General features: G+C 56.7%; 24 protein-coding genes. 7 read left to right on the forward strand and 17 right to left on the reverse strand.

What is annotated here, in order from left to right; all coding sequences use genetic code 11:
- Window positions 1-5: 5 nt before the first annotated feature.
- Window positions 6-695 carry a phosphate response regulator transcription factor PhoB gene (gene phoB / locus ABIE02_RS17130; protein WP_032616792.1) on the reverse strand — a complete coding sequence of 230 codons (690 nt, stop codon included), beginning with the start codon at window positions 693-695 and terminating at the stop codon, window positions 6-8.
- 194 nt (window positions 696-889) lie between these two features.
- Here phoB and sbcD point away from each other — a divergent pair, with 194 nt between their 5' ends.
- Both sbcD and sbcC read left to right on the forward strand, forming a co-directional pair.
- Window positions 890-2095, forward strand: coding sequence for an exonuclease subunit SbcD (gene sbcD / locus ABIE02_RS17135; protein ID WP_144883490.1), 1206 nt, complete (start codon window positions 890-892; stop codon window positions 2093-2095).
- The gene (gene sbcC / locus ABIE02_RS17140; RefSeq protein WP_270735688.1) at window positions 2092-5223 is read left to right on the forward strand and encodes an exonuclease subunit SbcC; all 3132 of its coding nucleotides are present in this window, start codon (window positions 2092-2094) and stop codon (window positions 5221-5223) included. The genes sbcD and sbcC overlap by 4 nt, the downstream gene beginning before the upstream one ends.
- Window positions 5224-5299: 76 nt before the next feature.
- Here the strand turns inward: sbcC and mak are convergent, their stop codons facing one another.
- Window positions 5300-6205 (reverse strand): fructokinase, encoded by a 906-nt coding sequence (mak, locus tag ABIE02_RS17145; RefSeq protein WP_200142484.1) that lies wholly within the window; start codon window positions 6203-6205, stop codon window positions 5300-5302.
- 124 nt (window positions 6206-6329) lie between these two features.
- Between mak and rdgC the strand changes: the two genes are divergently transcribed.
- On the forward strand, window positions 6330-7241 hold the full coding sequence (gene rdgC / locus ABIE02_RS17150; RefSeq protein WP_032616807.1) for a recombination-associated protein RdgC: 912 nt from the start codon (window positions 6330-6332) through the stop codon (window positions 7239-7241).
- 44 nt (window positions 7242-7285) lie between these two features.
- Here rdgC and ppnP read toward each other — a convergent pair whose 3' ends face one another.
- The 5 genes from ppnP to ABIE02_RS17175 form a co-directional block, all read right to left on the reverse strand.
- Window positions 7286-7570: a pyrimidine/purine nucleoside phosphorylase gene (gene ppnP, locus ABIE02_RS17155; protein ID WP_032616787.1), complete on the reverse strand. Its 285-nt coding sequence runs from the start codon at window positions 7568-7570 to the stop codon at window positions 7286-7288.
- Between the two features lie 72 nt (window positions 7571-7642).
- Window positions 7643-8320 (reverse strand): AroM family protein, encoded by a 678-nt coding sequence (locus ABIE02_RS17160; RefSeq protein ID WP_032616785.1) that lies wholly within the window; start codon window positions 8318-8320, stop codon window positions 7643-7645.
- A gap of 237 nt (window positions 8321-8557) precedes the next feature.
- Window positions 8558-8749, reverse strand: coding sequence for a protein YaiA (gene yaiA, locus ABIE02_RS17165; protein ID WP_032616784.1), 192 nt, complete (start codon window positions 8747-8749; stop codon window positions 8558-8560).
- 45 nt (window positions 8750-8794) lie between these two features.
- Complete coding sequence (gene aroL, locus ABIE02_RS17170) at window positions 8795-9319, reverse strand: shikimate kinase AroL (RefSeq protein ID WP_059308624.1); 525 nt, start codon at window positions 9317-9319, stop codon at window positions 8795-8797.
- A 272-nt stretch (window positions 9320-9591) separates the two neighbouring features.
- Entirely contained in the window at window positions 9592-10050 is a 459-nt protein-coding gene (locus ABIE02_RS17175) for a YaiI/YqxD family protein (protein WP_032616782.1), read from the reverse strand.
- A gap of 149 nt (window positions 10051-10199) precedes the next feature.
- Between ABIE02_RS17175 and proC the strand changes: the two genes are divergently transcribed.
- Window positions 10200-11009, forward strand: coding sequence for a pyrroline-5-carboxylate reductase (gene proC / locus ABIE02_RS17180; RefSeq protein ID WP_032616781.1), 810 nt, complete (start codon window positions 10200-10202; stop codon window positions 11007-11009).
- Window positions 11010-11023: 14 nt separating this feature from the next.
- Here proC and adrA read toward each other — a convergent pair whose 3' ends face one another.
- The 6 genes from adrA to ABIE02_RS17210 form a co-directional block, all read right to left on the reverse strand.
- Complete coding sequence (gene adrA, locus ABIE02_RS17185) at window positions 11024-12139, reverse strand: diguanylate cyclase AdrA (protein WP_114144809.1); 1116 nt, start codon at window positions 12137-12139, stop codon at window positions 11024-11026.
- 90 nt (window positions 12140-12229) lie between these two features.
- Complete coding sequence (psiF, locus tag ABIE02_RS17190; protein WP_059308625.1) at window positions 12230-12550, reverse strand: phosphate starvation-inducible protein PsiF; 321 nt, start codon at window positions 12548-12550, stop codon at window positions 12230-12232.
- Window positions 12551-12639: 89 nt separating this feature from the next.
- Window positions 12640-14058 carry an alkaline phosphatase gene (gene phoA, locus ABIE02_RS17195; RefSeq protein ID WP_077227008.1) on the reverse strand — a complete coding sequence of 473 codons (1419 nt, stop codon included), beginning with the start codon at window positions 14056-14058 and terminating at the stop codon, window positions 12640-12642.
- Window positions 14059-14156: 98 nt separating this feature from the next.
- Complete coding sequence (gene iraP / locus ABIE02_RS17200) at window positions 14157-14417, reverse strand: anti-adapter protein IraP (RefSeq protein WP_032616777.1); 261 nt, start codon at window positions 14415-14417, stop codon at window positions 14157-14159.
- 238 nt (window positions 14418-14655) lie between these two features.
- Complete coding sequence (locus ABIE02_RS17205) at window positions 14656-15879, reverse strand: multidrug efflux MFS transporter (RefSeq protein ID WP_059308627.1); 1224 nt, start codon at window positions 15877-15879, stop codon at window positions 14656-14658.
- Window positions 15880-16012: 133 nt separating this feature from the next.
- The gene (locus tag ABIE02_RS17210; RefSeq protein ID WP_059308628.1) at window positions 16013-16732 is read right to left on the reverse strand and encodes an extensin family protein; all 720 of its coding nucleotides are present in this window, start codon (window positions 16730-16732) and stop codon (window positions 16013-16015) included.
- 106 nt (window positions 16733-16838) lie between these two features.
- Between ABIE02_RS17210 and ddlA the strand changes: the two genes are divergently transcribed.
- Window positions 16839-17939: a D-alanine--D-alanine ligase gene (gene ddlA, locus ABIE02_RS17215; protein ID WP_059309141.1), complete on the forward strand. Its 1101-nt coding sequence runs from the start codon at window positions 16839-16841 to the stop codon at window positions 17937-17939.
- Here the strand turns inward: ddlA and ABIE02_RS17220 are convergent.
- Window positions 17936-18154, reverse strand: coding sequence for a DUF2754 domain-containing protein (locus ABIE02_RS17220; RefSeq protein ID WP_032616775.1), 219 nt, complete (start codon window positions 18152-18154; stop codon window positions 17936-17938). The two genes, ddlA and ABIE02_RS17220, sit on opposite strands and share 4 nt — an antisense overlap.
- A 247-nt stretch (window positions 18155-18401) precedes the next feature.
- On the opposite strand from ABIE02_RS17220, the gene ABIE02_RS17225 reads away from it, so the two are divergent.
- Window positions 18402-18704 (forward strand): DUF2755 family protein, encoded by a 303-nt coding sequence (locus ABIE02_RS17225; RefSeq protein ID WP_032616774.1) that lies wholly within the window; start codon window positions 18402-18404, stop codon window positions 18702-18704.
- Here ABIE02_RS17225 and ABIE02_RS17230 read toward each other — a convergent pair.
- On the reverse strand, window positions 18701-19801 hold the full coding sequence (locus ABIE02_RS17230; protein WP_191153104.1) for a DUF1615 domain-containing protein: 1101 nt from the start codon (window positions 19799-19801) through the stop codon (window positions 18701-18703). The two genes, ABIE02_RS17225 and ABIE02_RS17230, sit on opposite strands and share 4 nt — an antisense overlap.
- A 14-nt stretch (window positions 19802-19815) precedes the next feature.
- Complete coding sequence (sbmA, locus tag ABIE02_RS17235; protein ID WP_032616772.1) at window positions 19816-21036, reverse strand: peptide antibiotic transporter SbmA; 1221 nt, start codon at window positions 21034-21036, stop codon at window positions 19816-19818.
- Window positions 21037-21324: 288 nt separating this feature from the next.
- On the opposite strand from sbmA, the gene ampH reads away from it, so the two are divergent.
- Window positions 21325-22491, forward strand: a complete 1167-nt coding sequence (gene ampH, locus ABIE02_RS17240) for a D-alanyl-D-alanine-carboxypeptidase/endopeptidase AmpH (RefSeq protein ID WP_059308631.1) — start codon at window positions 21325-21327, stop codon at window positions 22489-22491.
- On the opposite strand, the gene ABIE02_RS17245 is transcribed toward ampH, so the two are convergent.
- On the reverse strand, window positions 22492-23118 hold the full coding sequence (locus tag ABIE02_RS17245) for a helix-turn-helix domain-containing protein (RefSeq protein ID WP_032616769.1): 627 nt from the start codon (window positions 23116-23118) through the stop codon (window positions 22492-22494).
- Window positions 23119-23137: the final 19 nt, after the last annotated feature.

The following is a 23137-nucleotide window of genomic DNA, read 5'->3' on the forward strand; positions in this document are numbered from 1 at the left end:
ATTGTTCAGAAACGGGTGGAAAAACGATAACCCGTGCCGCGGACGGTCTGTACCATACGATCGTGACCGCTGGTTTCCAGCGCCTTACGCAAACGACGAATATGAACATCCACCGTCCGGTCTTCAACATAGACGTTCGTGCCCCAGACATTATTAAGCAGCTGCTCGCGGCTATATACGCGTTCCGGGTGGGTCATAAAGAAGTGCAGCAGTTTGAATTCTGTCGGCCCCATATCGAGGGGATTTTCACCGGTCATGACGCGGTGCGAGGTGGGATCCAGGCTCAGGCCCTGCATCTCAATCACCTCTTCGACTGCCATCGGTGAAATACGGCGCATGACCGCCTTGATACGCGCCACCAGCTCTTTCGGGGAGAAAGGTTTGGTGATGTAATCATCCGCGCCGGTCTCCAGGCCGCGAACGCGATCTTCTTCTTCGCCACGGGCGGTCAACATCATCACCGGGATATCGCGGGTTAAAGCTTCACGTTTGATATGTTTGATGAATTGCAGACCAGAGCCGCCGGGCAACATCCAGTCGAGCAGGATCAGATCGGGCCAGGGTTCGTTGAGCTGATTTACTGCGCTGTCGTAATCTTCGGCTTCTACCGGTTGAAAGCCATTTTGTTCGAGCACGAAACAGACCATTTCACGAATGGGTGCTTCATCTTCTACGACCAGAATACGTCTCGCCATACTTAGCCCTGTCTTATTTAGGTTACATGTTTGTAATACGGCGTCATTATGCGTCAGATTTATGACAGATTTATGAAAAAGACGCCCACCAATAAAGGCAAACCGTTGTTTTCTGGTCGCCCTGATTGTAGCGGTTATCTTCCTTCCCCTGAATGTTTATAATCCCGCTTACATTTTTTTGCCACGGATCTGTTATGCGCATACTTCACACCTCGGACTGGCATCTGGGACAGAACTTCTACAGTAAAAGCCGCGCCGCCGAACATGAAGCCTTCCTCAGCTGGCTGCTTGAGATGGCGCAAACACACCTGGTGGACGCCATTCTCGTGGCCGGTGACATTTTTGATACCGGATCGCCGCCGAGCTATGCGCGAGAGCTGTATAACCGTTTCGTGGTGAACCTGCAAAAGACCGGGTGCCATCTGGTGATTGTGGCCGGTAACCATGATTCCGTGGCCACGCTGAATGAATCCCGTGAAATCCTGGCCTTTCTCAACACGACCGTGGTCGCCAGCGCCGGACATGGGCCACAAATTCTGCGCAAGCGTGACGGTACACCAGGGGCGGTGCTATGCCCTATTCCGTTCTTACGCCCTCGCGACGTGATGAAAAGCCAGGCGGGTCTTTCAGGAATCGAGAAACAGCAGCAGCTGTTAACGGCTATCACCCATTATTACGCCGATCAATATACCGCCGCCTGCCAGCTGCGCGGCGACAGCGTCCTGCCGATCATTGCCACCGGGCATCTTACCACCGTGGGTGCCAGTAAAAGTGACGCGGTACGTGACATCTACATCGGGACGCTGGATGCCTTCCCCGCGCAGCACTTCCCGGCGGCCGACTATATTGCGCTGGGCCACATCCACCGCGCACAGAAGATTGGCGGCTGCGAGCATATTCGTTATTGCGGCTCCCCTATTCCCCTCAGCTTCGATGAAACCGGCAAAAGCAAATGCGTGCATCTGGTGAGCTTCGACCACGGCAAGCTCAGCGCCGTCGAATCCCTTGACGTGCCCATTACCCAGCCGCTGGCGGTACTGAAGGGCGATCTGGCGGCCATTGCTGCCCAGCTGGAGCAGTGGCGCGGCGTGAAGCAGACGCCTCCCGTCTGGCTGGATATCGAAATTGCCACCGAGGAGTATCTGCACGACATGCAGCGTAAAATTCAGCACCTGACGGACGATCTGCCGGTGGAGGTGCTACTGGTGCGGCGCAGTCGCGAGCTGCGCGAGAAACTCCTCGCCAACAGCCTGCGTGAAACCCTCAGTGAGCTGCGGGTGGAGGAGGTCTTTGAGCGCCGCCTGGCGCAGGAGACCCTGGACGACGCACAGCGGGCAAGGTTAAACGAGCTGTTCAGCCATGCCCTGCATGCCCTGGATAACGAGGAGGACAACGCATGAAAATTCTCAGCCTGCGCCTGAAAAACCTCAACTCACTCAAGGGCGAATGGAAAATCGACTTTACTGCTGAGCCATTCCTCAGCAACGGCCTGTTTGCCATCACCGGCCCCACCGGTGCCGGGAAAACCACCCTGCTGGATGCCATCTGCCTGGCGCTGTACCACGAGACGCCGCGCCTGAATACGGTCTCACAATCGCAAAACGATCTGATGACCCGCGACACCGCCGAATGTCTGGCGGAGGTGGAGTTTGAAGTCAAAGGAGTAGCCTATCGCGCTTTCTGGAGCCAGAACCGGGCGCGCAATCAGCCGGACGGCAATCTCCAGGCTCCGCGCGTGGAGCTGGCCCAGTGCGAAGACGGCAAAATCCTCGCGGATAAAGTGAAGGATAAACTGGAGCTTGTCGCCTCGCTGACCGGCCTGGACTATGACCGCTTTACCCGCTCGATGCTGTTATCCCAGGGGCAGTTTGCCGCCTTCCTCAACGCCAGGCCAAAAGAACGCGCCGAGCTGCTGGAGGAGCTGACCGGCACCGAAATTTACGGCCAGATCTCGGCGATGGTGTTTGAAAAACATAAAGCGGCCCGCAGCGAACTGGAGCGGCGTGAAGCCCAGGCCGCCGGGGTGGTGTTACTCAGCGAGGAGCAACAACAGCAGCTTCAGCAAGGTTTGCAGGTACTTACTGACGAAGAACATCAGCTCCTGGCCCAACAGCAGGCGCAGCAGAAAGATTATCACTGGCTGACCCGCCACGATGAGTTATTGCGCGAGCAGCAGCAGGCGATGGCCGCGCAGCAGCAGGCGCAGCAGGCCCTGACCGACGCGACTCCCGAGCTGGAAAAGCTGCATCTGGCCCAACCTGCCGCGCTGCTGCGCCCACAGTGGGAGCGGCAGCAGGAGCAGACCGCCCGCCTGGCACAAACAGAACAGCAGATGCTGGATGTGAATACTCGCTTACAGTCCAGCGAGGCGCTGCGCGCCAGGATCCGCAACGGGGCGTTGCGGGCGCGCGATCAACTGCAAACCGAGTTCACCACTCTGACGCAGTGGCTGACCGACTACGACCGCTTCCGTCAGTGGGGTCAGGAGATGGCGGGCTGGCGGGCGCACTTTGCCCAGCTGAATCGCGATAAAACGCAGCTCGCGACGCTGACCCGCCGTATCGCGGAATTACGCCACAAGCTGGCGGCCTTGCCGGAAAACACGCTCACGCTCACGGCGGAGCAAGTCGCCGCCGAAATGGCGCTGCAAACCCAGTCCCGTGCGGCGCGCCAGCGTCTGACCACCCTGCACGCCCGTTATCAGCCCCTGCAAAAGCGACTCAGCCAGAATGGCGAAAATGTGCAAAAGGCGCAGATTGAGCTGGCAAAACTGAACGACGTGCTAACCCTGCGCCGCCAGCAGTACAAAGAGAAAAATCAGCACTACCTTGATCTCAAACTGTTATGCGAGCAGGAAGAGAAGATCAAAAAGCTGGAGAGTTATCGGGCTGAACTCGAGGCCGGCAAACCCTGCCTGCTCTGCGGCTCCACCGAACATCCGGCGATCGCCCAGTATCAGGCCTTAGCGCTTACCGAAAACCAGCGTCGCCGGGAGGCGATGGAAAAAGAGGTCGCCGCCCTCAAAGAGGAAGGTCTGCTGGTGCTGGGCCAGGTGAATGCCCTCACCACGCAGCTGCAGCGGGAAACCGCCGAGGCGCAGACACTGGCCCAGGACGCGCAGGTGCTGACTGAGGAGTGGCAGAAGGTATGCGCTTCCCTGACGGTGAGTCTGAATATTGAGGACGATATCGCCCCCTGGCTGAATCAGCAGGAGCAGTACGAACAGCAGCTTTACCAGCTTAGCCAGCGTCTGACGCTGCAAAACCAGCTAAGCGAAGAGGAAGCTCAGGAACAAAGCTATCACCAGCAGCTGGCGGCAACGCGCAGCGCCATGGAGACCTCGCTTCAGGCGATGTCGCTGGCGATGCCTGATGACGGTGCGGAGTCAGCCTGGCTCGCTGAACGTGAAAAAGAGTCGCAGCACTGGCAGGCACAGCAATCTGAGCATAGCGCCCTGCGGGAACGCATCACTGCGCTGGCACCGCTGCTGGAGACCCTGCCGGCAGCGGAGTCGGATGAAGCAGAAACCGTTATCCCGGCGAACTGGCGCGACATCCATACCGAATGTGTCTCGCTACAGAGCCAGCTTGCCACTCTGCAACAGCAACACAAACTGGAGAGTGAACGTCTGCAGCACGCTCAGGCGCAGTTTGCCGCCGCGCTGGCCGCCAGCGTCTTTAGCGATCGCGACGCGTTTCTCGCGGCCCTGCTGGATGACAGCACGCTTCACCGTCTCGAGCAGTTGAAACAGACCCTGGAAAATCAGATCCAGCAGGCCACGGCGCTGCTCCAGAAGGCAGGCCAGCGGCTGAACGAACATCTGGAACAACGACCGGAGGAGCTGAGTGCCGACGCGCCGGTTCTCCAGGCGCAGTTACAGCAGCTTGCGCAGAAGCTGCGTGAAAACACCACCCGCCAGGGGGAGATCCGCCAGCAACTCAAGCAGGACAGCGATAACCGTATGCACCAGCAGGCGCTGATGCAGGAAATTGAGTCCGCGGCACGGCTGGCGGATGACTGGGGTTACCTCAACGCGCTGATCGGCTCCAGAGAGGGAGATCGCTTCCGTAAGTTTGCCCAGGGCTTAACCCTCGACAATCTGGTGTGGCTCGCCAACCAGCAGTTGACCCGTCTGCATGGCCGCTACCTGTTGCAACGCAAGGCCAGCGACGCGCTGGAGCTGGAAGTGATGGATACCTGGCAGGCGGATGCCGTGCGCGACACCCGCACGCTTTCCGGGGGGGAAAGTTTCCTCGTGAGTCTGGCGCTGGCCCTGGCACTCTCCGATCTGGTAAGCCACAAAACCCAAATTGACTCGTTGTTCCTCGATGAGGGCTTCGGCACGCTGGACAGCGAAACGCTGGATACCGCCCTGGATGCGCTGGATGCACTGAATGCGAGCGGGAAGACCATCGGCGTGATCAGCCACGTCGAGGCGATGAAAGAGCGCATCCCGGTGCAAATCAAGGTGAAGAAGATTAACGGGCTGGGGTACAGCAGGCTGGATAAGGTGTTTGCGGTGGAGTAGAGATTTGTCGGTGCGGTCTTTACCCTCTTACCTGCTTCCACAGGGATAGAGGGGAAAGACCGCACCCGTCACTCTATCAATGCGGCCACAACCACGCCGCGCCGCGCACGCCGCTGGAGTCGCCGTGCACCGCTTTGCGGATCGGCGTTTCACATTCGCCGCCAAACACCCACTGCTTCACCAGCTGCGGAACGGTGGTGTACAAACGATCCACGTTGCTCATTCCGCCGCCCAGGACAATTACATCCGGGTCGAGGATATTGACCACGTGCGCCAGCGATTTTGCCAGCCGCATTTCGTAGCGACTGAGCGCCAGTTCCGCCACCGGATCGTGCTCCTCTACCAGCCGCATGATCTCATTGCCTTTCAGCGGATGCCCGCTTAAACGACGATAGTCGGTAGCAAAGCCGGTGCCGGAAATAAAGGTCTCGATACAGCCCTGTTTTCCGCAGTAGCACGGCACTTCGGCACGGTACTTTAGCTCATCCTCATCCATCCACGGCAGCGGGTTGTGGCCCCACTCGCCTGCGGTGCCGTTACCGCCAATATGGGAACGACCACCAAAGGCCACACCTGCCCCGCAGCCGGTGCCGATGATCACCGCAAAAACCGTCTGCGCGCCCGCCGCAGCGCCGTCGATCGCCTCCGACACGGCCAGGCAGTTAGCGTCATTCGCCAGCCGCACTTCCCGGTTCAGGCGCTGGCTTAAATCGCGGTCAAAAGGCTGGCCGTTGAGCCAGGTCGAGTTAGCATTTTTCACCACGCCGGTATAGGGCGAAATCGAACCTGGAATGCCCATACCGACAGTGCCCGTCTGACCGGTTGCTTTTTCGGCCATCTCCACCAGCTTGGCGATGGTTTCGATGGTCTGCCGATAGTCGTCACGCGGGGTCGGGAGGCGATGGCGGAACAGCTGTTCCCCCTGCTCGCCCAGGGCAATCACTTCTGTTTTAGTGCCACCGAGATCAATACCTATACGCACAGAACGCTCCTCATTTTTTTGATTATCAACAGAGTAGAAGCCCGCTACCCGATTAGCAATGCAAGCGATGCGACAATTCGCTATCATGCCCGCTGAATTAAACGACAAGACCGTGGAAATTATCATGCTGTGGTTCAAAAATTTGATGGTTTACCGTCTCAGCCGTGACGTGCCGCTGCGCGCCGACGAGATGGAAAAACAGTTAGACCTTTACGCATTTACCCCGTGTGGCAGCCAGGACATGGCGAAAACCGGATGGGTTCCGCCTATGGGATCACAGAGCGATGCGCTGACCCACACCACCAATGGTCAAATCATCATCTGCGCGCGTAAGGAAGAGAAGATCCTGCCGACGCCGGTCGTGAAACAGGCGCTGGAAGCCAAAATCTCCAAGCTGGAAGCCGAACAGGGCCGTAAGCTGAAAAAAACGGAAAAAGATTCGCTGAAAGATGAAGTTCTGCACTCGTTGCTGCCGCGTGCCTTTAGCCGCTTCAGCCAGACAATGATGTGGATCGACACGGTTAACGGCCTGATTATGGTCGACTGCGCCAGCGCTAAAAAAGCGGAAGATACCCTGGCCTTGCTGCGTAAAAGCCTCGGTTCTCTGCCGGTGGTGCCGCTGACGATGGAAAACCCAATCGAGCTGACCCTCACCGAGTGGGTGCGAGCCAACAACGTCCCGCAGGGCTTCCAGTTGCTGGACGAAGCCGAGCTAAAAGCGATCCTTGAAGATGGCGGCGTGATCCGCGCCAAGAAGCAGGAGCTGGTCAGCGACGAGATTGCGGTGCATATCGAAGCCGGCAAGCTGGTGACCAAGCTGGCGCTCGACTGGCAGCAACGCATTCAGTTCATGATGTGTGACGATGGCTCCATTAAGCGCCTGAAGTTCTCCGATGAACTGCGCGATCAGAACGACGATATCGACCGGGACGACTATGCCCAGCGTTTTGATGCTGACTTCATTCTGATGACGGGTGAACTGGCGGCGTTGATTCAGAGCGTAGTAGAAGGGTTAGGCGGCGAAGCACAGCGTTAATGCTTTACGCCAGAAATCGGAGCCGGGTTAACCCGGCTCTTTTTTTATAGATAACGACACAGATAGGAGGAGGGTTCAGCCACCTGCAGATGGAATTCGCTATGACCTGGTACGTTGAAAACATCGCCCGGGTTATACACTTTCCACTCTGTTTCCCCTGGCAATAACACTTTCAGCGAACCGCTGACCACGGTCATCTCTTCAGGCTGCGCGGTACCGAAGGCATACTCCCCTTCCGCCATCACGCCAACACTGGCACGGCCAGTAATGCTGCTGGTAAAACCAATGGACTTCACTTTACCGGAAAAGTATTCATTACTCTGAAGCATGGACGGGTCCTTATTGTCATTGGATGTGAATCCAATATAGGGGCGACTCTCCATGCCTGTCACGCAAAATCATCAGACCAGCAATTCCGAGGCCAGGCGGGCGACCAGCACGTTTGACAGCAGCACCGGCACATCCAGGTGTTTTTGCAGTAAATCCCGGTGATGCTGATGGAAACCAAGGCAGTCGAGCATAAGAACGTCTGCGCCGCGCTCCAGCAGATCGCGTCCGGCGGCGATCAGTTTCGTTTCGCTGTCCCAGAACGGATTCGCTACAGAAAGCAGCGGCGTATTGACCAGCCCGCGCCACTTCTGCGATTGGGTTTCCAGCAGCTCTTCGATCGGCACGATCACCCCAACCTGATGGCTGTCGACGATCGATCCCACCAGCGGCGGGATGATCCGCATCGGCTCCAGCAGGATCGCATTACGGGCGACGAGGCCGGTAATGGGTGCGGTGCTCATTAACAGAATAACTTCATAGCCCTGGTTATCGAGCACTTCGATAACGCTTTGCAGGGCGCGCTCGATCTTTGGAAGGGAGACGTTGCCCAGCTTACCGTCGCTAAGCAGAGTCGGCAGAAGCACCTCGCCCGCTTCAGGGGCATAGTCTTCCATAACCTCTTCCCGGCTCAGCGTGCCGAGTAGACTGTGGTGTGTAATTTGTTGCTCAGAAATATGCTCCGTTAAGAGCGGGAGCACTTCGCTTACCGGGACTACCCCAATGGTGAGGATCGCCAACGTCGCTTTCATTGTTCTCGCCTTACTAACTACTACCGACCGGGACACAGAGACAGGCTCGCTTCGCTGTACAGTGCGCTGTTCAGAAAAAGTGCTGAAAAGCGTAGCAGTTGATTAACGCACCGGAATGTAAAGATCAGCGAGCCTGACAGGATGTGTCTGTAAAGCCTGTACATTACCCTCCGAGTAAAGTTATCGCTTTTTAAATAGTGTGACTACAGTATCGTTTTTTCCGCTTTAAGATTTTGTTCAGGCTTTATCAGGGTCTTCGTATCGCACTTTGGCATCCTGCGCTTCCTGCTCCGTTTCGTGCTCGCTAATCAGCGAATCGGGTTTCGGGTGGTCGGCGCGCAGCTGATACCAGGTGACAGTCTGGCCCGTCGCGCCTTTCTCAACGGCAACAATGCGGGCTTCACGCGGATAGGGAGGTCTGGTTGGCATAGTTCATCCTTTTTTTCATGGCTGAACTATCAGTATAGACATCAGTTAGCTAGCGCAAGCCAGATGTAGTGCGGTTACGATGTTTTGCACTACTTCGGCCGGTGGCAGGGACGCATCCACCACGTGATGAGCGGCTTCACGATAGAGGGCGTCGCGCTCTGCCAGCACCGCACTCACCTCTTCGCTGATGGGCTTACCGGTCAGGGTTGGGCGCTGGCCCTCTTCCGGGGAGGCTTCGAGGCGCTCCACCAGCACCGGCACCGGCGCGCAAAGGTAAATGACGATGCCTTTCTCGCGCATAAACTGCCGGTTATACGCCGACAAAATAATGCCGCCACCGGTAGCAATGATGCCAGCACCCGCCGCCACCGCCTCGAGTGTCGCCGTCTCGCGGGCGCGGAAACTCTCCCACCCTTCTTGTTCAACGATCTCGGCAATGCTCTGACCGGCATGGGTCTGCAACCAGTGGTCGGTGTCAACAAAATCGCTCTGGCACAGACGCGCCAGTTCCAGACCAACGGTCGTTTTTCCACAGCCGCGGGGGCCAATTAAAAAAATAGGCTGGGTCATAACCAGGTGTTCCCCTTAAGGCCGCAGGCGTGCGGTGGGTGAAGTCGAAAAGAGTGCCATGATATCATTAAGCTAGTACATAAGTAATCGTAAAACATTTATTACATCAGGCGTGGCATTAATATGCCATATCAGTCAATGCCATAGAGAGTCAGGGAAGATCCTGTAAAGAAATAGTTGCACTGACGGTGCGCTCACCTTACCTGAACCCACCCGCCATTGACAACCCCGGAAGGGAGTAATAGTGGCAGACGCCTATGTCACTATGATGATTACCCCTGACGGCGCTTCACTTCCAGCAGCCATTTATCGAGTTCGGCGGCAAAGAGCTGTCTGTCGCGCTGAGACAAACTGTCCGGCCCACCGGTCTGGACGCCACTGGCGCGCAGGGTATCCATGAAATCGCGCATCGTCAGCTTTTCGCGGATGGTGGCCGGGGAGTAACGTTCCCCGCGCGGGTTCAGCGCCGCCGCCCCTTTCTCCAGCACTTCTGCCGCCAGCGGGATATCGGCGGTGATCACCAGGTCTCCGGCGCTGCACTGGCGCACAATTTCGTTATCGGCCACATCAAAACCTGCTGGAACACGCAGGGTGCGAATAAAGCGGGACGGTGGCACGCGCAGGTTCTGATTCGCCACCAGCGTCATTGGCATCTGTACGCGCTCGGCGGCACGAAACAGGATCTCTTTAATGACATTCGGACACGCATCGGCATCCACCCAAATCGCCATCTTCTCTCTCCGGTATAGAACAGGAGCCTATTGTCGCCTGCTTTTCCCGCCAGGCAAAGTAACGGATGGGGCGGATGCTTTAATGCTGCGTAAAAAACCGCGATAGGCTAAAGTTCCACACACATAACAAAGCCTAAGAGGGAGACGTGATGGAGAAGAAAATCGGTTTTATTGGCTGCGGTAATATGGGCAAAGCCATTCTCGGCGGTCTGATTGCCAGCGGGCAGGTGCTGCCCGGCCAGATTTGGGTCTATACCCCGTCGCCGGACAAAGTCGCCGCTCTGCACGATCAGTACGGGATCAACGCCGCGCAAAGCGCCCAGGAAGTGGCTCAGGTCGCCGATATCGTCTTTGGCGCAGTGAAGCCGAACATGATGGTGAAAGTCCTGAGCGACATCACTTCCAGCCTCAACAAAGAGACGCTGGTGGTCTCTATCGCCGCAGGCGTTACCCTCGATCAGCTGGCGCGTGCGCTGGGCCATGACCGTAAAATTGTCCGCGCCATGCCCAACACGCCGTCGCTGGTCAACGCGGGCATGACCTCCATCACGCCGAACGCGCTGGTGACCGCCGAAGAAGTTGCCGATGTGCTCAACATTTTCCGCTGCTTCGGTGAAGCCGAAGTAATTGCCGAGGCGATGATCCACCCGGTGGTCGGGGTCAGCGGGTCAGCGCCTGCCTACGTGTTTATGTTTATTGAAGCGATGGCCGATGCGGCCGTTCTGGGTGGGATGCCGCGTGCGCAGGCCTATAAATTTGCCGCACAGGCGGTAATGGGATCCGCCAAAATGGTGCTCGAAACCGGCAAGCATCCGGGCGAACTGAAAGATATGGTCTGTTCCCCGGGCGGCACCACCATCGAAGCGGTGCGGGAGCTGGAAGCGCGCGGCTTCCGTGCCGCCGTCATTGAAGCCATGAACAAGTGCATGGAAAAATCAGAGCTGTTGAGTAAGTCCTGACCGACTGCCGGACGTCAGGCCGCCACTTCGGTGCGGTTACGTCCGGCGTTTTTCGCTTTGTAGAGCGCGATATCCGCCGCTTTAAGCCACTCCTGGTAATGCACCATCGACGTCGTGAGTGGCGCAACGCCGACGCTGATGGAAATCTTTACCTGCGGCATTCCCGGCAGATGTAAATCTGCCAGCCTTTCATGCACCCGCGACATCGCCGCAATGGCGCTTTCCGCTGTCGTACCGCTCATGATCACCGCGAACTCATCCCCGCCAAACCGGCCAATCATATCGCTGGCGCGTAATGTGAGCTGCAGCTGGCGGGTGACGGCGACAATCGCCAGGTCGCCAACATCATGGCCCCAGCTGTCATTAATGTTCTTGAAGTGATCGATATCGATCAGCAGAAGCGTGGCGCTACGGTGGTAGCGGCGGTAATTTTCATATTCCGTGCGCAGTAACACTTCCCAGTGACGACGGTTAAAGACGCCGGTCATGCCGTCCAGGGTACTCATCAGTTCAAGCCGTCGCTTATGTTCCACCAGACGACGGGTAGTCTGGAAACTTATCCAGGCAAACAGCATCGGGTAACAGACGATCACCGGCAGGGCGAGTCCAATCTCCAGCGGCGTGCTGACATAGTCCGGCGTTACGTGGGTGAGTTGCAAAGCGATCAGCGCGGCCAGCGCGGTCATTATCACCCCGGGGCCGTACAGGCGGATCCCGCCCACGCCTATCAGGTTCATGCTTATCATCATGACCAGCGCCGCGCTGGGCATGGCATTAACCCCCATCACCCCAATCCAGACCCCGGCCATAATGGCGTCCACTCTGAGGTTAAACATCTCGCTACTATGCGGATCGGAAGAACGCGCAGCTATTTGCCAGGCCAGATGGGGCCAGACGAACGCCCAGCCCACCAGCAGTAGCCACCAGACGCCGTTGACCGGCTGCGAGACCAGCACGCTGGCAATCGGGATAAAGAGAATTGCCAGACCCACCGCACGCGGCCAACGGAGCCGACGCGCCAGGCGGATACCCGAGCGGTGATGTTCATCTGCGGTACGCGCATGAATAATCCCTTCCCGGGCATAGACTTTGCTGTAAAAGTTTTCATCATTCATAATTTTTGGGAACACTCAAAAGCATTTTCCCAAATTATAGAAAGGCTTACTTGAGGCTAAGTATGATATTTCGGGTGAGCCGCCTGGCTCGCTCACCCGTTTGAACTAGCCTTTTTTCTTCAGACAGGCGCTCATAAACTTATTCCGGTCGTCGCCTTTGAGCGATTGTTGGGTCGCCTGATCGTTACATTCACGCATCCTTTGTTGCTGTGGCGTCAGGCTTTTTTCGGCAGGTTTAGAGGAGGCATTTTTCAGACAGTCGCTCATGTAGGTCTTACGGGAATCGCCCTTCAGGGCCTGAGCAGTCGCCTGTTGATTGCAGGTGGTCATACGTTGCTGCTGCGGGTTGGGCTGTTGATTCTGCGCCCCGGCAGGGGTTAGCGTAAACAGACCCAGGAGCAGCGTAGCCAGCAGTGTGATTTTCATAGCACTATCCTTCTGTGGATGATCACAGTAAGTCTGGTTCGTGCTGGTGAAAAAACCACCCGGCAGGCGATTTTCCTGCCGGGTGTTGCTTATTTAAGACCTAACGCGGCTTGCATGGTGTAGAACAGATCGGTTTGATCCGTCAGGCCAATCACATTGGCGGCATGCGGACCGTAGGCCGCGATACGCAGCTGGCTGCCGGTATGCTCCATCGACTCCCCTTCCGCGTTGCCGTAGCTCATCGCCATCACGGCACCGTCTTTGGTGGTCAGCGCCTGCGTCAACCCCGGTGCTTTGGTATCCGGCGCGACAATCTGGCTGGAGTGGGCGTGATCTGCAGTGACAATCACCAGCGTATTGCCATCCTGCTTCGCAAACGCCAGCGCCTTCTGCACGGCCTCATCCAGATCGACGGTTTCGCCAATCTGCCCGCACGGGTTCGCGGCATGATCCTGCTTATCGATCGAGGCACCTTCTACCTGCAGGAAGAAGCCTTTTTCGTTTTTGCTCAACAGGGAGATCGCTTTGTCAGTCATCGCCGCTAAGGTTGGCACGCTATCATTGCGCTGTGGATTAGGCGTACAGGTGACGGGAGGCTTATCGAGATTGCCATGATAGCTGGCTTTCGGCCCTTCCCAACGCACCGGCATATTGCCTTCGGCAAACAGCCCCAGCAGCGGCTTATCCTGGCCCGCGTCGGTAATGGCGGCGAGGGATGCGGCATCGCTTACCAGCTGATAGCCGCGCGCCTGAGCCTGCTCACGCAGGGTTTTGCCCTGCCATTCGCCGGTAGTGGCGGTTTCTGCGAAGGTCTTCGCGCCGCCGCCAAGGGTAACATCGGCGCGGGCGTTCAGCAGTTGTTCGGTAATGGAGCCTTTTCCGCCTTTTTCCAGCGCGTTGCTGGCGCATTTTTCACTGGTCACGGACGGGCCGTAGCATTTACGCGAGGTCACATGGGCGACCAGCGCCGCGGGTGTCGCATCCTGCAATTCGGCGGTGGAGACGTTGCCGGTAGCCAGCCCCGCCGCTTTCGCCATCTCAAGGATGGTCTGATGATCTTTTTCGTGGATATCAACGCCCAGCGCGCCATTATAGGTTTTTACGCCTGTGGTCCACGCCGTTGCGGAGGCCGCGGAGTCGGTCACGTAATCGGGTTTGCCCGTTTTTTTATCCAGCGCATAGTGAGTATATTGTCCGGTCAACGGCAGGGCATCGATGCCTTTAAAAAAGCCGCCCGCGCCTTCGGCATAATTTCGTGCCGCTGTTATTTCGGAGTCGCCCATCCCGTCGCCAATCAGCAGAATAATATTTTTGGCTGGCTTGTCATTCAGTGATGCACGTATTGCCGCAGTCTGATCCTCTGACAGACGGCGAGCGCCGCCAGGTTGAGTGATATCCCCCTGCGCGGCACGATTATCCAGAACCGTGGTCGGTGCCACAGTTTCAGCATAAATTGTAGGGGTAACCAGCAAGGAAAGTAATGCGATATAAAGTGCGCTCTGTTTCACTTATTTTCTCCATGTAAAAATACATAAAAAATAAAACAGAGCGACTATAGGCAACCGATGTGACGGTTCTATGACGGGGAATTACATCATATGACCGTTCAGCTGCGCGGGTGCCGTAACAGCTTTTTTACGTATTGTTGCAGCATCTCGCTGTCCTCAACAGATACCTGTTTATCTGGCCGAACCTCATCCAGCGCGCCTTCCACACTGTCGATCAGCGCCTGCTGCTCACTTTTCGCCATCTGACGTAACAGTGCAGTCACCACAATTTCGAGCGCTTCGACCTGGGCTACCAGCTCTTTCGACTCTTCTTCCTTTTGGGCAAGCTTAAGCAATAACTCAGCAATGAGATTTTTCACAGCGGTATTTCCTTATGTGGTTTTTTCCGACGTTATCATTATGCCTGAGGATTGCAAAGTGGCTAAAAGTACTATTTTTAAGCCAAAACTTATTCCCGATTAAATAGTCTGCGCGACGTCAAATAAAAGGTTTCTTTAAATGAAATTCAAATCGTCGTGACAACGCAATATAAACGCAGAACCATCATTTTTAATTATGGATAACGACAGTCCTGCTTAACTATCTTATACAGCAGCGCTACAACCGCTTAATCTGGCGCGTTCGATCTTCCTGCTGACGACGCCGCCGCATAGCCCATGCAAGCTGGATAATATTCAGCAATATCACCACCGCAGTGGCGAAAAATACCCAGCGGAATCCGGCCATCGCCGAGACCGCCGCCCCCATCAACGGCCCGGCAACGTTCCCCAGATACATAAACGATTGGTTATAGCCGAAGATGCGCCCGGTCACCCGATCGCTGGAGTATTTTATCAGCAGGGTTTGCACCGCAGGCAGCATGGCACCATCGGCAAAGCCCAGCAGGAAACGCAGCACCCCAAGCTGGAAGGGCGTGGTGACAAAGGACATGGCGAAAAAGAGGACCACCGCCACAACAAGCGTCGCCATCAGAATGCGACCAGTGCCGATGCGATCCCCCAGCTTGCCCAGACGTGGGGCAGACATCAGCGCCGAAATGCCCGGCACGGCGGCAATCATCCCGCTGAGGAAGGCAATATTGCTGCTCTCTGGCGCCATCGACTGAATAAACAGCGCGAGGATCGGCCCGACCGAACCATTGCAGAGCTGGATCACCATGGTGGTGACAAACAGGCTAATCATCAGCCAGGGATAGGGTAACGACGCAAATACCGCCTTACCGCTCAGACGCTCCGCTTTGCTCACGCTCGGGCGTGCGCCCTCTTTAATCAGAAACAGCGTCACCAGAAAACTGATCACCAGCAGGACGGCGGTGATGAGGAACACCGCGCGAAGCCCCACGTGATCAGCCAGAAAGCCGCCCATCAGCGGGCCGCCAATTACGCCGCTGATCTGTGCCGTTGAGAGCGTGCTGATGGCCCAGCCACTGCGCTCACGGGGCACCTGCGATGCCACCAGCGCCATGGCGTTCGGAATATAGCCGGACGTCAGCCCCATCAGCGCCCGCAGCAGGAACAATTGCCAGACGTTGGTGGCAAAGGCCTGGAGCAGGATCGCAATCGCCATCCCCAGCGAGGCGCGCAGCAGCATCAGCTTGCGCCCTTTACGATCGGCAAGGCTGCCCCACATCGGTGAGACGATAGCTGAAACCAGAAAAGTGACGCTGAAGGTCAGCCCCGACCACATTGACAGCGCCTCATGGGAGGAGACGCCAAGCTGGGACACATACAGCGGCAAGAAGGGTAAAATCTGGCTGATGGCGAGGCCGGTGAAAAAACAACCAAACCAGACCGAAATGAGGTTAACTTTCCAGGATTCCATAGGCGGATACTGTCTACATTTTGCGTGAATTCGCTATCAGATTAGCAAGTTACGATGCGCCGAAAGTTATTAGAGATGCGCCTGCCGCGACTTTGGGGTTTTATCTTCCCAGTCATCATATTTGTGAAACATGTCACATATTTTTGCCTTTTGTCTGGTGATTTATGCTTTGCGGACAGTAACCAAAACCCCGCATCCCGAGATGGAAATGGTTGGCGTGGGCGGCATTGTAGTCCGGGCCGAGGGCATTGCCGAAATAGCCGCAACTGGCGTCCAACAGCGCGCGCAGCCACGGGCCGGAGGTGGCGTTTTCCCAGCCGCGCAGGACCGAGATCCGCTGCCCGTTCTCAAGGGTGAAACCGCTGATATCCAGCGCCTGAGCGGTTGCATGTTCGCTGCGCCGGGCATTGGGGCGATGATAGATATTCCGGCAGGCAAAGCTGCCGAGGTGCTCAACGCGCGACAGGCTGCTGCCCATCATGGTTTCGGTCAGGGGCCGGGCTTGCTGGTTGATGAACAGCGCCGAACTGAGGGCCAGCGGGCAGCTGGCTAGAAAACTGCTGCTAAGGCTGACGCGGCCAAAACTCCGCACCCGCACCACATCACTTAGCGGACACTCCCCCGCGCTGTCGGCCACCGACTGGGTACGGATCAGCTGGCGCGCATTGGCCTGCGCCAGCAGTATTTCACAATGTTCAGGGGTCAGGCGACGCAGCTTAAACTGGGTCAACGTGCCGGGGGGATCGTCGAGGGTCAGCGGCACAAAGGGGTTGTAATACGACGGCAGCCAACGGTAGCCCGCGATGGCCGCAGCAATGACAGCAAGACAGATAATCAGGCTTTTCCCTTTCACTCACCCTCCTGAAACAATGTGCCAAAACATTATGGCAGAAGGCGGCGAATCCCGCCGGGCATCGTGATATGGTAAGCGTTTTGAGTCAGAGTGGATGAGCGAAGTGATGGCGAAGTTGCGGGTAGGTATTGTCTTTGGGGGAAAATCAGCCGAGCACGAAGTGTCGCTGCAATCGGCCAAAAATATCGTTAACGCGATTGATAAAAGCCGCTTTGAGGTCGTGCTGTTAGGTATTGATAAGCAGGGCCAGTGGCACATTAACGACGAGCAGGGCTATCTGCTCAACGCCGACGATCCGGCGCACATCGCGCTGAATCCGTCTGAGATTAGCGTTGCTACCGTGCCAGGCGTAATGGAAGGCCAACTGATCAATGCCAGTACCGGGCAGACGCTTTCGTCTGTCGATGTCATTTTCCCGATTGTCCACGGCACGCTGGGCGAAGATGGCTCCCTGCAGGGGATGCTGCGAATGGCCAACCTGCCGTTTGTCGGCTCCGACGTGCTCGGCTCTGCTGCCTGCATGGATAAAGACGTCACCAAGCGCCTGCTGCGCGATGCCGGGCTGAACGTGGCCCCCTTTGTCACCCTGACCCGCGCCAACCGCGACCAACACACCTTTGCCGATCTTAGCGCCCGCTTTGGCCTGCCGCTGTTCGTCAAACCGGCAAACCAGGGTTCCTCCGTCGGCGTCAGCAAAGTGAACAGCGAAGCGCAGTTCAGCGACGCGGTACGTCTGGCGTTTACCTTCGATCACAAAGTAGTGGTTGAGCAGGGAATTAAAGGGCGTGAGATTGAGTGCGCGGTGCTGGGGAATGATTTCCCGCAGGCCAGCACCTGCGGCGAAGTGGTGCTGAACAGCGAGTTCTACTCTTACGATACCAAATACATCGACGACCAGGGCGCGCAGGTGGTTGTACCTGCCGTGCTGGATGCTGAGGTCAACGACGCGATCCGCGCCATTGCCATCGAGGCCTATCAGGCGCTGGGCTGTCGCGGTATGGCACGTGTCGATGTCTTCTTAACGGCGGATAATCGCGTCGTCATCAATGAAATCAACACCCTGCCAGGCTTCACCAACATCAGTATGTACCCGAAACTGTGGCAGGCCAGTGGCCTCAGCTACCCGGATCTGATCACCCGCCTGATTGAACTGGCGCTGGAACGGCATGCCGCTGACAGCGCGCTTCAGGTTTCCGTTAACGGTTAATCCGCGTCTTTTGCCGTCGCCTCTTCCGGGCGACGGCGAATGATAAACCCCGCCAGCCAGAAACTGATCACCCAGGTCACCAGCCCTACCGCATAGGTTTGCCAGCCCTTCGCTTCAAAGCCCAGCAGCCCTACCACCCCATTCAGAATAAAGATCAGCCCAATTGCAAAGGCGTAGAAATGCCAGTCACGGCGAATTTTGGCAGGCAGTTTCATGGTCGCTCCAGAAGAAAAAATCTATCCTCGCACAGTTTCGCCGTCAGGTCTGTGGCGTATGCGGAAAATCTGAAATGAGAGTGAATTTCACTTAAGTAAAAAATCTGTGATGTGCGGCAAAATTCGCACATCCAGGAGAATTCTCCAGGCCAAATTACCATCATTCCGATATTGACATCTGCCATGAGGTGTCAAACTCAGCGTGTACAACAGGCATTTAGCCAGACAGAACATTGCGGAGGTAGTTATGGCAGACTTTACGATGTCGAAGCCGATTTTCAGCACCAGACAACCTAAGACCTCCACGGCAGGAAATATTGCATACGCTCTGTTTGTGCTGTTCTGCTTCTGGGCAGGCTCACAACTGCTGAACATCCTGGTGCATGCCCCTGGCGTGTATGAACACCTGATGCAGGTCGAAGACTCCGTTCGTCCGCGCGTAGACATTGGATTGGGCGTCAGCACCGTGTTCGGGCTGATCCCATTCCTGGCGGGCCTGGTGGTGTTGGGCGCCGTTGCGCTGGTGGTGCGCTGGCGCCGCTACCGCTAATTTAGCGCCATACACTTCGCCCGGCGATCGTCAACGCGCTGGGCAAACCAGGCGGTTGTCAGATTGCGGGTGATTTTCGGGCTTTCAAGCTGGATCCCCGGCAGCATCGCTTTCGGTAGTGCCTTCCCGCTCTTCTGCTCCGCCAGTTTATAGACCTGCTGATACAGGTCGGTTTTCTCAAACGCCAGGCTGTCGCCTTTTGCCAGTTGCTGGCGAATCTCACTGTCGCTCATGTCCAGCTTGCCTTTCAGTTTACGCACCGCCAGCTCTGTCTTCCCGGCCTCGCTGCTGCCATAGGCAATCAGATCCCCGTCCAGAGCCAGCTTCACCCCGGTGGCGCGGCTAACCGCATTCTGGAAGGCCGCGTTGCGGCTGGCGTACCAGCCAGCGTTGAAATCAGCAAAGCGGTAGAGTGGCACCGTATAGTTGGCGGGATAGTTCAATAGATGATAAGTGCCGAACCACAAGCCGCCGCGCAGAGAGAATACCTCCTGGCGCACCGTATTCTCGATTTTCCACGGATAGCCGTCGGTATGCTTTTCTGCGAAGGCGATACTCACCTGCATTGGCCCACCAGTATGCACCGGGTTCAGGGAGCCAAATAGGGTCTGTCCCATCGGCACCATACTGATCATATCGTCGAAGATGGCGCTGAGCTGTTTCTCGGTTTTCACCGTATCCAGCCGCTCGCTGTAGCTTTTGCCGTTCGGCGAGGTGATTTTCAGCGCGGTGTGGACCAGAAACGCCGGAATGTGCAGCTTTTCCGCCCGGCGGTCGATCTCTTTCCAGGCAATTTTGTTCAGCCCCGGCACCGCCGGATCGGACTGATACAGCGACTCCTGCTGCGCCACCGCCAGTACCGAGCAGATATTCTCCTCGGTGGGGGCGATCTTCTGGCTCTCGAAGGTTTTTGCCAGCGCCGAGGCCCACTGATCCCGGTCTTTCACCGTAGCGGGCATTTTTTGCCGCACAACGCTGGCCACATCGACGGGCTTTTCACCCTTTTTCAGTGGCGCAGCCCCCTTCTCCGCACATCCGGCTAAGACCAGAGCGGCAAGCAGCGAAAACGGTATCGCACGCGGTACGGTAAAAAACATAACGACTCCCTGTATTAGCTCAACGTATGGGTCACTTCCTGTAGATCCTGACCATCCAGCTCACGTTCGAAACTGCGTAAACGTTTATAGATGGACATCAGCTCCACCAGCGTGGTCCATGAACTGATCAGATACTGGAATGAACCGCGCACCTGACCAAACACATTCGTGATTTGCGTCATCAGACCCAGGGTGATAGTACCGGCAACAATCGACGGGAACAGCAGGAACAAGCCGAAAACGTTATCCACCTGCAGATAAAGAATACGGGCAATATTGAAGTACATATAGTGGAAGTAGAGGCGGAAATAGTTACGACGCACCGCGCCGAACAGCTCGCGCACCGTCGGCGGCGAGGCGCGGCTGGCATCGTCTTCGCCATAGACCAGCTCTTTACGATAGGCGGCCTCGACGCGCTGGTTTTTAAACTCCAGCCCCGGCAGTTTGATCCCCACCGCCGCCAGCAGACCCGTCCCCATCAGCGACCAGACAATCGCGGCGATCACCAGACCGTACGGCAAATGGCCCACAATCGGCAGCTCCGGCACGTGGGCTGACAGCGTGACCAGCACTGGCAGGAAGGCGATCAGGGTCATAATGGCGTTGATAAAGCTCACCCCCATATCTTCAAGGGTAGAGGCGAAACGCATGGTGTCTTCCTGCACACGCTGGGCGGCCCCTTCGATATGGCGCAGCTGCTGCCAGTGCGCCATATAGTATTCGTTCATTGCCGTACGCCAGCGGAACACATAGTGGCTGACAAAGAAGTTATTCATCACGCCAATAATAACGGCGATCAGCGCGATCCCGAGGAAGACGCCGACTTCATGATAAAACTGGTTAATGGTGACTTTATGCGGTGCGCTGAGCGCGGTCTGGATCAGGTCATAGAAAGGGGCATACCAGGCGTTGACCGCCACCCCGACCTCCACCAGAAACCAGGTGACAAAGATAATCAGCGAGGTGCCGAGAACTGACCAGTACTGCCAGCGGTGCGGCGAGTAAACAAACCAGAACAGGGCAAAGGCCCCTACGCAGAACGCGTAATAAGCGTAAAAGAGCAGGTAGCCCGGCGACCAGAAACGCGCCGCGCTGATAGGGACATCATTCGTGATGCCGAGCAGGCGCTCAAACCAGGCTCCCCCACCGGCCTGCCAGAAAACGACAGCGAGCAAAGCCCAAATAAAGGCCGAAAGGAAAAAGGGTCCCGGTTTGGGGAAAAACGACTTAAACATAACGCTTCCTTCTTGTAGTTATCGCTACTGCTGTGGACGACGGATTATCAGACCTGCCGGCCTCTTTTTAGTTCGCCATCAACCGCCACCTGAGCGGAAAAGTCAATCAACCTGACGGGTATCATAAGCGCAATGTCACAAAACATGAGATCGGTAATAACGAAATTGTTCGTATTTACCCATGGTTACGTTTTTTCGCGCTATCGTTATGCTGTTCAGGCCTTTGCAATACGCCGTTTAGTAGTATAAATACGCATACTTTTACCATTCACTTCATGGATGCTTTCGTTGAAACGTAGTCTGTTACTCTCCGCCGCGCTGTATGCGGCCAGCCTCACCTGCGTGCAGGCGGCCCCTGCCCAGCCGATTGCCGATCCGGCCTTCGCCTCCGATGTGGTCGATCGCTATGCGAACCTGATATTTTACGGCAGCGGCGCAACGGGGATGGCCCTGGTGGCGATTGACGGCAATCAGCGCGTATTCCGCAGCTTTGGCGAAACGCGTCCGGGCAACAATGTCCACCCGCAGCTGGATTCGGTGGTGCGCATTGCCTCCCTGACCAAATTAATGACCAGCGAGATGCTGGTGAAACTGCTCGATCAAGGCGTGGTGAAGCTGAACGACCCGTTAAGCAAATACGCCCCGCCGGGCGCACGGGTGCCGACATACCAGGGCGCGCCTATTACGCTTGTCAATCTGGCTACCCACACCAGCGCCCTGCCGCGTGAACAGCCGGGCGGCGCTGCGCATCGTCCGGTGTTTGTCTGGCCGACCCGGGATCAGCGCTGGAACTGGTTATCGACGGCAACCCTGAAATCTACGCCAGGTTCACAGGCCGCCTACTCAAACCTGGCGTTCGATCTGCTGGCCGATGCACTGGGCACCGCTGCGGGTAAACCGTATGCCCAGCTGTTTGACGAGCAAATTGCCCGTCCGCTGGGGATGAAAGACACCACCTTTACCCCCTCTCCCGATCAGTGCAAGCGCCTGATGGTGGCAGAGAAAGGGGCCAGCCCGTGTAACAACACTCTTGCAGCGGTCGGCAGCGGCGGCGTTTACTCCACGCCAGGGGACATGATGCGCTGGATGCAGCAGTTCCTCTCGTCTGATTTCTATGCGCGCAGTAACCAGGCCGACAGAATGCAGACGCTGATTTATCAGCGTAACCAGTTAACGCGGGTGATCGGCATGGATGTGCCAGGCCGCGCGGATGCGTTGGGCCTCGGCTGGGTCTATATGGCGCCAAAAAACGGGCGTCCGGGCATTATTCAGAAAACCGGCGGTGGCGGCGGATTCATCACGTACATGGCGATGATCCCGCAGTCTAACGTGGGGGTATTCGTGGTCGTGACACGCTCGCCGCTCACGCGTTTCGTCAACATGAGCGACGGCGTCAACCAGCTGGTGGTGGAACTGAGCGAGAATAAACCGAAGGCGATCCCCACCTCTGGATAATTAATACTCCGCGGGCAAACGGTTGACGCTAACCAGTTTGCCCCTTTCCATCGTAATGTATTTGCCCTGCCGTAACGCTGCCAGCACCTCTGCCACGACTGAACGTGAAATCCGCGTGCGGCGCTGAATGTAGCTCATTACCCCAATCCGCATCCGTAACGTCTCATCCCACTGGGCCATATTCAGTAGCGTGGCGCGGATCTGGCTGTACGAGTTGTTGCCCACCAGCTGTTTGTCGCGGATCTCCATGACCCTGTGGTGCCAGGAGAGCCAGCAGAAGGCATCAGCCCATAAACCGGCCTGTTGGATCAGATTGCGGGCGCTGGCGGCAGGAAGGTAAAACCCGCTACAGGGGGATTGGGTTACCAGCTGATACTCTGTGCTGCAGCCCATCATGCCGGCATTAATTCCGAAGATATAAGGCGCGGCGACAATCTCGAAAAGCAAATCATCCGGCTGTCGGTAAATACTGAGTGAGCCTGACTGAAGCACTACCGTGCAGTAATTTTCTTCATTGCGAGCCTCAAACAGCGGAAGTTGGGCGGAGAGTTTGAACGGCGTGCTGTGTGCAGAGAAGCACTTTTCGAGCCGGGAGAATTCAGAAATAGGTTTTGCATACCGGTTCATGCAGGTCTCGAGTCATCTT

It is taken from the genome of Leclercia sp. 1548 (assembly GCF_050435045.1).
GTDB lineage: Bacteria > Pseudomonadota > Gammaproteobacteria > Enterobacterales > Enterobacteriaceae > Enterobacter > Enterobacter adecarboxylatus.